The sequence below is a fragment of the Candidatus Melainabacteria bacterium RIFOXYA2_FULL_32_9 genome (genome assembly GCA_001784615.1).
Classification (GTDB): Bacteria; Cyanobacteriota; Vampirovibrionia; order Gastranaerophilales; family UBA9579; genus UBA9579.
This window is the reverse complement of the sequence record MFRQ01000054.1, coordinates 1-10,830: the sequence shown is the minus strand read 5'-3', so window position 1 is coordinate 10,830 and position 10,830 is coordinate 1. Positions and strand designations below refer to the sequence as shown.

The window sequence follows — 10,830 nt, the reverse complement described above, 5'->3', positions numbered from 1 at the left end:
AATATGGTGACTTTTCAAAAATACCAAAAGAATACGAATTAATTAGAGCAGTAAATATGTTTGGCGCTAACGCAATTGTTGCAGAACATACAAAAACCAATCAAAAGATGGCTATAGTAGATCCAGGTCCAATTTTAAAGCTAACAAAAAGTGATATAAACGCCACCACAGTTAATACTGAGCTAAAAAAACTTGCTACAAGGTTTAATAGTTTCCCTGTTAAATTAAGCAATATTGAATTAGGCAAAACCGGAATATTTAAAGCTTTCGATCAAGATATTCCATACATACAAATGAAGATAAGCTTAACAGGTAATGTTAATAAAAATATAGAAGGAATTATAGGAGTTATTAATGATCCTGACAGCAAAAATAAACTTATAATTTCAGGAAATGAATTTGATAAATATAATCAGAAAATTACTGAAAGCTATTTTAAAAAAATTAAATTAAAAGCTCACTCAGGAGAATAAATTACCTCTTAAATATTTATTCATAATTCAAGTTGCTACTTAAATAATCTTGGATATCATTGCAAGGTGCTTCGCACTGTCACAAGTCATCAACCCTTCCAATAATACCACTATCATTATGAGAGTACTTCGCACTGTCATAAGTCATCAACCCTTCCAATAATACCACTATCATTATGAGGGTACTTCGCACTGTCATAAGTCATCAACCCTCATAATAATACTACTATTATTATGAGGATGCTTCGCACCGTCATAAACCACAATCCTTCCAACGCACTGTCATTGCGAGCCATGAATCGTTGTAACCAGCATCAATTATTCTTGCGTGGCAATCTAGAAGCAATAAATTTATATGGCTAGTGGTAAGATTTGCAAATAATATGTTAAAAGCAAACCCCTGTCATTGCGAGGGCTTTAGCCCGTGGCAATCTATATAATATACTATTTAAACCTTAAAATCACATTAAAGTTGTACATAGGCAAGATCCTCACGTCGCTTCGGTCCTCAGGATGACATTGGGTATTATTGGAAGGATTGATAACTTGGAAAAGTGACTATGTCACTCAGGATGACAGTTCGGGAGATTGTAGCATATTATTTGTCGATCTATACACTAGTAACTTGGGTTTCATAATTAATGTGGTCAATTAATGAAAAACCTACTAGAAGGTTAGTTAGGTTGAGATTTAAATTGTGCTTAAATTTGTATAGGATAAAGAAGAGCATAATATTTTGGAGAACAATAATGGAAGTAATTGGTGCTATTAACTTATATAATGGACAATGTATTGATTCATTGGAGCCCGATCATAATGTAATTGAAGATTGTAAACCAATAAGTCTGGCAATAAAATGGAATAATATCGGTGTAAATTGGATTCATCTGGTTGATGTTAATGGTTTTAGAGAAGATAACCCAATTAATATCGATATGATAAAGGATATAATCTCAAAAGTTCACGTGCCAATTCAAGTTGCAGCAGGCATCCAGGACATAGAATCGTTTGAGGATATTCTGGCAGTTGGAGCTGGAAGAATTGTTCTGGATAATAAAGCACTGAAAAATACTGATTTTATAAAAAAGGTTTTAAATGAATATCCAGAAAAAACAGTTGTTTTACTTAATGTGGCTTCAGGAATGACGAAAATTAATGGTGATTACCATGAAAATGCCAGTGATATAGCAAAAAATCTAAAAAATCAGGGATTGGAAAGAATTATTTATCGTGATATATCTGAAAATTATGAATTTAATTATGATGATTTAATTGCTTTAGCGAAAAACGTAGAATTGCCGACTATTGCTTGTGGTAAATTAAATGATTTAGGGTCAATAAAAAAATTAAAACAAATGTCAGACTGTGAAAAAGTGAATATAGAAGGATTAATTTTATCAAAACCCTTATATGATAATACTCTTGATTTATACGAAGTAATAAAACTCATAGATGCTTATCCTTACATTGGAGATTTTTACTCAAGAGAAGATATTTGCTAGGATTTGCCTTATATAGGTAATAAGAGCTAGGTTATCCCTGATCTTTTTTATCACCTATTTATCATAAAAGATGTATAGCTTCCTAATAGTAAGCAGGCTTTCTAATGAATAAAATTATTATGGTGATTTGTATTTTCATAAAGGATCAAGAATGAATATTAAAGTTATCAAAGGGGATGAAGCTTTTCTGTCGTTAAAAGATGATTGGGATAGATTGGCAGAAAATCTGATAGCTGTTACTAAATTTGATTGGATATATAGATGGTGGAATCATTTTCAAGAGAAGAATGAGCTAAGTATTTTAATAGCTGAAAAAAATAATAAAATTGTAGGAATAGCTCCTTTATATATTGAGAATACTAAGGCATTAAAGGTTGTTCCTTTTAGAAAATTAAAGTTTTTAGGCGGAGATCTTACTGATTTTCTTGATTTCTTAATTGATGAACAGGATTATAATCGCGAATTAATATTTAAAAATTTGCTTAATTATGCACTAAATAACTTTGATTATGATCTTTTAGAATTAGGGCAAATTAATTCAGATTATCCTAATTTTGATTTGTGGAATAAATTTGCAGGGTATACAGGTTCAAAATTTACAGCCTATAAAGAAAATCATAAAATTAAACTTGCTGAATTTGTATCATACCAGAATTATTATAGACAATTAAGTAAAAACCATAGAAAAAGCTTAAAATCCAGATTAACTAAAGTAATAAATGATGGTATTGATTTTAAATATGAGTTTAAAAGCCATATAACAGAAGAAGATATAGAAATTATTAAAAAAATATGCATAAAGAGACAAAATTTTCTTTATAAAAAAGGTGATCACAAGAGATTTTGTTATTTTTTAGATAACAAAAAAACAAAATTTATTGAAGATTATTTTTGCTCTAATGATAATGATTCAAAGATGCTTGCTTATTTAAAGTTTAATGGAGTTATCATTGCATATAATTTAATATTATTAAATAAAAATACTTTCTCTATCTGGAATAGTACATTTGATAATGATTATGAATTTTATGCACCTTCAAAATTATTCTTTAATGAGCTAATTAAATACGCATTTGAGAAAAACTATGAATATTTTGATTTTATGAGGGGAAATGATCCTTACAAACTCAGTTGGACTAATAAAACAGCTTATAATTATAATTTCGAGTACAAAAAATCTCTTAAAGCTAAATTAGTATTCTCTTACAGAGAAAATGTTCCAAATTTTATTTCAAAAAGTATTAGAAATAATGAACTACCAGATTTTGAAAAGCTTAACTTATAAGTCTTTAGTATTTTTTAAAACTTCTTATACTTTTGATTTAAAATAAAAATATGCAAAATAAAGGTGTATTATATATTTGTCCAACTCCAATAGGAAACCTCGAAGATATTACTCTTCGGGCACTTCGTATTTTAAAAGAAGTTGATTTTATTGCATGTGAAGATACACGGGTAACAATAAAGCTTTTAAATCATTATAATATAGCGACAAAATTGATCAGTTATCATAAATTCAGCGAAAAACAAAAGGGTGAATATATAATTAACTTGATCAAAGAAGGGAAAAACATTGCTCTTGTATCAGACGCTGGAACCCCTTTATTGAGCGATCCTGGTTTTGAGCTGGTAAAACTTGCATATACTAATCAAATAAAAGTAGAGCCTTTACCAGGACCTTCTGCCCTTATGACAGCCATTTCTGCAAGTTATCTTGAGAAACCATATTTTGCTTTTCTTGGCTTTTTACCAAGAAGTAAAAAAGAAAAAGAGTCTTTATTAACCAAATATCAGGAAATCAATATTGTTGTATATGAAGCACCTTCAAGACTTGTAAAAACACTTGAAGAGTTATTAGATATATTTGGTAATAAAACTGTAACTGTTGCGAGAGAATTAACCAAGATCCATGAAGAAATTAAACGAGATACTTTAGAAAATCATATAAAATACTACACAAATAAGCCTCCTAAAGGGGAAATAACTATGATTATCGAGGGAGAAGAAAAAGAAAAAGGTTTTATTGAAGAGGCAGAGCTGTTTGATAAAATCAAAATCCTGATAAAAGAAGGTTATTCAAGTAAAGACATAAGCAAGATTATCTCAATTTTTACCCCTTATTCAAAAAGCTATATTTATGATCTGGTAATTAAGAGCCTGTCTGGCTGAAAATGCAAAGATGAAACTTATAATTATAATTACAGGCTCAACTTTTGGACTGCGGTTAAAGTTGTTTAAAGACAATTCACAAGGCGATTCAACTTTAACAAGACAGCTTCTAAGCAAAATAAGGAATAAAAATATAATTTTTCTTGATAAATGTTGAAAGAAGATCATTACAAGGTTTTTTATATTTATTTTTATGAGTAATTGTATTCAATCATATAAAAAAACATGATATGATTAAATAAACTTAATATTTATTGGTATGGAACAGCATGGAAATAAAATTTAAAAGCCTATTCAAGCAAAATTTATCTTATGAAATTTCTGATAATTATCCTGATGGACTTATAGTTATTAATTATCAGAAAAGTGTTGTTTATTGGAATAAAAAAGCTCAGGAACTTTTTGGATTTTCAAAAAAAGAAGTTATTGGTAAAAATATTGGGTTTATTTTTGCTGATGAAGTTGAAAAAGTTTATCAAAGTCTTGGTGAAAATAGAAGTTTAGTATTGAGTGTAAGGACAAAACTGGATCAGGAAATTTTTGTCGAAATAACCTGCGCTGATGCTAATAATAAAGAAGAAATGCTAATTACAGTTAGAGATGTTACAAAAACTCAGAAACTGCTTGAAGGATTAAAAGCAGAATTAGATAAAACAGCAAAAGCAAGCCAGAATAAGAGCAGTTTTGTTGCAAGTTTATCTCATGAACTCAGAACTCCTGTACATTCAATGATAGGCTTTTCTCAGGCCTTGTTGGATGGCATTAGCGGAAGATTAACAGAAAAACAAGAAAAGTATGTATCAATAATCAGTAAAAATGCTACTAATTTACTTGCTCTTTTAAATAATGTTCTTGATCTATCAAAAATTGAAGCAGGTAAAATGGAGTTTAACTTCAAAAACTTTGATGTTGTGCAGGTAATTAATTCTGTAACTGAAGTAATAAGCCATTTTGCAGCTGATAAAAAGCTGGAATTCACTGTAGATTTATCTGATGTAATAAAAAGAAGTATTTATTCGGATGAAAATATGCTTAGACAGGTACTTTTAAATGTCCTGAATAATGCTGTTAAGTTTACAGAAATCGGCTCATTAAGTCTTAAAGTAATACATCCCGACTTAGAATTTATCAGGTATCAGGGAATAAACGTTCCGCCTGATTTTACAGACAAGTCATATCTTATGTTCTCAATAACTGATACTGGCATAGGTATTGCAGAAGAGGATGTAAACAATATTTTTGATGAATATAGACAGTTTGACCGTTCTGCATCTAAAAAATACGGTGGAACAGGCTTAGGTCTTGCAATAACAAAGAAAATTTTAAATCATTTAGGCGGAGTTATATGGGTTGAAAGTGAATACAGTCAAGGTTCTACTTTTAGCTTTATAGTTCCAGTTGAAAGACCTAAAATTACTGAAGAAATATAAATTATAAAAGCTTTACCTAAAATTGGGTAATGGTTAAGTAATGATTGATGAGTCATTACTATCCAATAAATATGGGATATTATTATTTATCTTAATTGCGAAACAATCTCAACGATACATGCTTTGAGATTGCTTCAAAACATCGATTTTAGGAAATGCCCAGGATAAAAGGTTCACAATGACTTTCTCGATTACCTAAAATTCAGTTATAACCGGTCAAAATGTTTCTTTTACAAACTCTCTTGCCCAGGTGTCAGAATTAATTATGTCTTTTAGGTCTGGATTCTCGATATTTATATGGGCTTCTAAAGTTTTCTCTACAATCTTAACTATGTCTGTAAGCTTAATTTTCTTATTTAAAAAAGCATAAACAGCTTCTTCATTAGCTGCATTTAAAACAGCAGGATAAGTACCACCTTTTATTCCGGCTTCATAAGCTAATTTTAAACAAGGAAACTTAGTTAAATCAGGTGCTTCGAATTCTAATTTAGCTGCTTCTATGAGGTTTAAGCTTCCTGTTTCAAGTCCTTTATATCTTTCAGGATATGTCAGAGCATATTGAATAGGAATATGCATACTTGGGATACCAAGCTGTGCAATTACGCTGCCGTCTAAAAACTCTACAGCACTGTGGACAATACTTTGCGGATGAATCACAACATCGATATTATTATAATCTATATCAAATAACCAGTGAGCCTCTATTACTTCAAGACCTTTGTTCATTAACGTAGCAGAATCTACAGTAATTTTATCGCCCATTGACCACCTTGGATGTGAAAGAGTTTCTTCCACAGTTGCTTTATCCATTTCTTCAAAAGATTTTCCTCTAAAAGGACCTCCTGATCCTGTAACGATTAATTTTCTTATTTCAGGAGAAATTCTACCGTCTATACATTGATGAATGGCTGAATGCTCGCTATCTACAGGTAATATTTTGACATTATTTTTTTTTGCTCTCTCCATTACTATGCTTCCTGCTGCAACGAGAGTTTCTTTATTAGCAAGAGCAACATCAACGTTATTATTTATTGCAGCAAGAGTAGGATATAAGCCAGCCAATCCGGCTACAGCTACTAAAACAGTATTATTTTCTGCATTTTGAGCTATTTCTATTAAGCCTTCATCTCCCCACAGGATTTTTATATCTTTATATTGGTTTGCAAGCTGATCAGCAAGTTCTTCATTTTTTACAGATACAGCTTCAGGCTTATATTTATTTATTTGCTCTTTTAAAATTTCAATATTAGCTCCTGCTGCAAGTCCATATATCTCGAATTGTTCTGGAAGACTATCCACAACTTCAAGAGCCTGTTTTCCTATAGAACCTGTAGAACCTAATATTGAAATTTTTCGTTTCATTTTTCTTTTATCTCGTATCTATAAGTATTTCTGGATTTTGACTTTCGAATTTTATTGATATAACCTAAACAAGAGTTTTTGGAGAATAATTTATAAATTGGGTAAAATCTATTCTGTAAAAACTAATTATTATTTATACTAAAATAAATAAACTAGGAATGCCATCAAGAAAAGTTGAATAATAAGGAGCTTTAATAATGATTATAAAGACTTTAGTAATAGGAGCATTTGAAGTTAATAACTATATTGTGTTTCATGAAAATTCAAACGAGGCTGTTTTAATTGATGCAGGTGGTGATTATGAAGCTACAAAAGCTTTAGCAGATAAACATAATGTTAAAATTAAATATATTTTGAATACCCATGGGCATTTAGACCATGTTGCAGGAGATGAAAAGATTCAGGCCAAAGAAGGAGCTAAGGTTTTACTGCATAAAAATGATGAATTTCTTGTAAATGCTCTTAAACAACATCTGGCATTATACGGCATGCCAGAATACGAAGTACCTAAAATAGATGAATATATAGAAGACGGGCAGGAAATAAAAGCTGGAGGATTAACTTTTAAAGTGCTTCATACCCCAGGACATTCTCCTGGTGCTGTTTGTTATCTAATAGATAATGTTCTTTTTTCAGGAGATACCTTGTTTGCTGATTCTGTTGGCAGAACAGATTTGCCTGGAGGGTCTTATGAAGAATTAGGAAACTCTATAAAAAACAAATTATTTACTTTAGATGATAATATAGTAGTTTATCCGGGACATGGTCCTTCAACTACTATAAAACATGAAAAAATTAACAACCCTTTCTTTGGTGGCTAAACTACATTTATAAGTCATCAATCATTCCAATAATACCAATCCCATTTGAAGTACTAAGAACTTAACCAGGAAACAAAAATGTACATCATTAATCAAAAAACTAACTTCTGTCATTGTGAAGATTACGAAGGAATCTGTGGCAATCTATCCATTTTACAATTAAAAACTAGTACTCTGTTAAGAAAGTTTTGTCGGATAAATTTTCTCCGTCGCTGGTGCTAACGCACATAATTAGGTCATCATTAGAATGATTGGAGACCTAGATAAGTGACTGTGTCACAAATTGACAGGAAACAAAGGCTCCTACGAAAACATACCCGACTGCAACAATCATCATAATTAAATTAACAGAACACTAGTATTCAACATTGGCAAGATCACTGTGTCAGCACTTCGTGTCTTCTGATTATGACAAGGGCTTAAAGAAAATGGTAAAAATCAAGATTTGCGGAATAACAACTTTGGAAGATGCTTCTTTAGCAGCGCAGCTTGGGGCATGGGCTGTAGGCTTTATTTTTTATAAAAAATCACCAAGATATATCGAACCTGATAAAGCAAAGTTAATAATCAAGGAATTACCTGATAATATAGAGAAAATCGGTGTTTTTGTTGATTTACCACTGGACGAAATACAGGATATTGCTTTGAAAACAGGAATTACTCAAATTCAATTACACGGAAATGAATCAAAAGATTTTTGTACCGAAGTTGTTAATAAGATTAATTTACCTGTAATTAAAGCAATTAGAATAAAAGACTTTACTGATTTATCCAGTATTCCTGAATACAAAAATATTGTCTCTGCAATTCTTCTAGATTCTTATTCAAAAAATCTCTTTGGGGGAACAGGAGAAAGCTTTAATTGGGGTATTGCAAAGAAAGCAAAAACTTATAATATGCCTATAATTATAGCAGGGGGCATAAACCCTGATAATGTGGCAAATGTATATACAGAAATTCAGCCATACGCCCTGGATATCTCAAGTGGAATTGAGGAATATAAGGGTATTAAAGATCATAATAAACTTAAGAAGCTGTTTTCAGCTGTAAATAGTATTTTGTAGAATAAGAGTTTTTAAATATTGTAAAGGTTTTTAATTAAACTCTCATAATAAATTGAAAATATTATTAATAAAAGATATACTTAATATATCCATAAATTTTTAGGGTTTTATTGAGGTGAATTATATGGGCATTCAAATAAACACCAATGTCAGTTCGTCTCTTATTCAGAGAAGTTTAACTTCTGCAAATAAAGAAATAGAACAATCAATGGTAAAAATAGCCTATGGACGCATAAATAAAGCAGTTGAAGATGCGGCAGGCTTATCTATTTCAGAATCATTAAAAGCACAAGCAAGAGGATCTGAAGTAGCTTATTCTAATGCCCAAAGTGGTATAAACCTTTTGGAAACAGCAGAATCAGGTCTTGGATCCATTAGTGAAAATTTGCAAAGAGTCAGAGAATTAACGATGCAAGCTGCTAATGGAACTTATGGTGAAGCTGAAAGAAATGCCATTAAGTCTGAAATTCAATCATTAGTTAGTGAAATAGACAGAGTAGCAGAATCAACTTCTTTTAATGATATCAAGCTTTTAAATGGAAGTAATAATAATACATCCTTGCAGATTGGTGCAAATGCAGAAAATGCTACTAACTCTCTTAAAATTGGAGATGCACTTGGATCAGCAAAAGCTGAGACTCTTGGCATGCCCGTAGGTGCAAATTTAGATAATGCTTTATCATCTTCTACTAATGCTGCACAATTACTTGATAATATTGATGGTGCATTAAGTTCTATAAATGAAAGAAGATCTAATATAGGCTCAATGCAAAATCGTCTCGAAAGTACTGTTAATAGCCTTCAAATAAAACAAGAAAATATGTCAGCAGCTGAATCCAGAATTAGAGATGTTGATGTTGCTAAAGAAACATCAAAGTTAACTCAGAACCAAATTTTACAAAATTCTTCAGCTCTTTTACTTGCTCAGGCAAATCAAAATCCGGCTATGGCAACGATTTTAATTTAGCAAGAAATATAGAACAATGGAAAAGCCTCCTTAAGGAGGCTTTTCCATTGTTCTAAGGACGTAATAAAAAATTCTTACGTATTTTTTATCACTCGATTAATGTCTGGTTACAGGAAGCAGTCTGCAAAAATCCTTAATGATTTTTTCCGCTGTCCTTATATTTTGAAAATATTTTTCTTTTCTGGTTTATAAGTATTTTTTATTACGTGCCCACACTTAGTACAAGCTAAATAATCTTTTGTACTATCTATAGCTAAATAAACATGCTCACAATCTTCATAATTTTCTTCGGTTTCAATTTCCTGAAGAAAACCTTGCTTAATTTTACGATCTCGTAAAAATTTTGCTATAATTTCAAATATATACATAAAATATTCTAAATTCTTTATTATAAAGCTCTTGTAATTTGGTGCTTATTGAAAATTATACTATTATTCTAGGTGTGACAAAATATCAATAATATGGAGATATGCAATGACTGATAGTGATAGGTCTTTTAAAAGATGGTATGACGAAGATCCGGTTGTATCAAGATGTATTAAAATGCTTGAGTGTATTCAAGATTCTTTAAAACGCCAAACTGCAACATTTTTAATGAATGAAATTATCTCAAAACCTCCTTACGTTGATATGTTGCCAGATGAGATAATTAGTTTGATTGGGTCTGAAGATAGAAAAAGAAGATGGTATGATTTTGATGAAATAATGAGAATCTTCTTGGAATTATTGCGACATTCATCTGTAGATACAAGAAAAAAGATTGCTGTTGAAGCAATTACATTTATTGAAGATTTTAGTTTTGATAAAACAAAAAGTATAGAAATAGAAGTCATTAGCGAAGATGAGTTATTAGAAAATTAGTCTTCATAAACTACTGCATTATCAAATAAATTTCTGTTGTCATTGCTGTACACTTTTTACCTGATTAGGCTCTTACGTAAAAAGACTAATATTAATCAGTAATAAAAAATTCTTACGTATTTTTTCTTACTCGATTAATAGCTGGTTACAGGAATCAGGCTACAAAAATAAATGAATTAAC

At 30.6% G+C, this 10,830-nt stretch carries 10 protein-coding genes and 1 pseudogene (1 of these 11 only partly in view); 9 read left to right on the top strand and 2 right to left on the bottom strand.

The window, feature by feature from the left end:
• The 5 genes and pseudogenes from A2255_07410 to A2255_07390 all read left to right on the top strand — a co-directional run.
• Positions 1 to 473 (top strand): annotated as a pseudogene (locus A2255_07410) (hypothetical protein); it begins 172 nt to the left of the window's first position.
• 749 nt (positions 474 to 1,222) lie between these two features.
• Entirely contained in the window at positions 1,223 to 1,975 is a 753-nt protein-coding gene (locus tag A2255_07405) for a hypothetical protein (protein ID OGI21741.1), read from the top strand.
• A gap of 151 nt (positions 1,976 to 2,126) precedes the next feature.
• Positions 2,127 to 3,260 carry a hypothetical protein gene (locus A2255_07400; GenBank protein ID OGI21740.1) on the top strand — a complete coding sequence of 378 codons (1,134 nt, stop codon included), beginning with the start codon at positions 2,127 to 2,129 and terminating at the stop codon, positions 3,258 to 3,260.
• Between the two features lie 50 nt (positions 3,261 to 3,310).
• Positions 3,311 to 4,144, top strand: a complete 834-nt coding sequence (locus tag A2255_07395) for a 16S rRNA (cytidine(1402)-2'-O)-methyltransferase (GenBank protein ID OGI21739.1) — start codon at positions 3,311 to 3,313, stop codon at positions 4,142 to 4,144.
• A 269-nt stretch (positions 4,145 to 4,413) separates the two neighbouring features.
• Complete coding sequence (locus A2255_07390) at positions 4,414 to 5,574, top strand: hypothetical protein (protein OGI21738.1); 1,161 nt, start codon at positions 4,414 to 4,416, stop codon at positions 5,572 to 5,574.
• A 216-nt stretch (positions 5,575 to 5,790) separates the two neighbouring features.
• Here the strand turns inward: A2255_07390 and A2255_07385 are convergent, their stop codons facing one another.
• Positions 5,791 to 6,936 carry a 1-deoxy-D-xylulose-5-phosphate reductoisomerase gene (locus A2255_07385; protein ID OGI21737.1) on the bottom strand — a complete coding sequence of 382 codons (1,146 nt, stop codon included), beginning with the start codon at positions 6,934 to 6,936 and terminating at the stop codon, positions 5,791 to 5,793.
• Between the two features lie 197 nt (positions 6,937 to 7,133).
• On the opposite strand from A2255_07385, the gene A2255_07380 reads away from it, so the two are divergent.
• The 3 genes from A2255_07380 (at position 7,134) to A2255_07370 (ending at position 9,788) form a co-directional block, all read left to right on the top strand.
• Positions 7,134 to 7,757 (top strand): hypothetical protein, encoded by a 624-nt coding sequence (locus A2255_07380; protein OGI21736.1) that lies wholly within the window; start codon positions 7,134 to 7,136, stop codon positions 7,755 to 7,757.
• A gap of 428 nt (positions 7,758 to 8,185) precedes the next feature.
• A complete protein-coding gene (locus A2255_07375; protein OGI21735.1) occupies positions 8,186 to 8,821 on the top strand; it encodes a hypothetical protein in 636 nt (211 codons plus the stop codon).
• 124 nt (positions 8,822 to 8,945) lie between these two features.
• On the top strand, positions 8,946 to 9,788 hold the full coding sequence (locus A2255_07370; protein ID OGI21734.1) for a hypothetical protein: 843 nt from the start codon (positions 8,946 to 8,948) through the stop codon (positions 9,786 to 9,788).
• A 155-nt stretch (positions 9,789 to 9,943) separates the two neighbouring features.
• On the opposite strand, the gene A2255_07365 is transcribed toward A2255_07370, so the two are convergent.
• Positions 9,944 to 10,156, bottom strand: a complete 213-nt coding sequence (locus A2255_07365; GenBank protein ID OGI21733.1) for a hypothetical protein — start codon at positions 10,154 to 10,156, stop codon at positions 9,944 to 9,946.
• Positions 10,157 to 10,262: 106 nt separating this feature from the next.
• Between A2255_07365 and A2255_07360 the strand changes: the two genes are divergently transcribed.
• The gene (locus A2255_07360) at positions 10,263 to 10,649 is read left to right on the top strand and encodes a hypothetical protein (protein ID OGI21732.1); all 387 of its coding nucleotides are present in this window, start codon (positions 10,263 to 10,265) and stop codon (positions 10,647 to 10,649) included.
• Positions 10,650 to 10,830 lie beyond the last annotated feature (181 nt).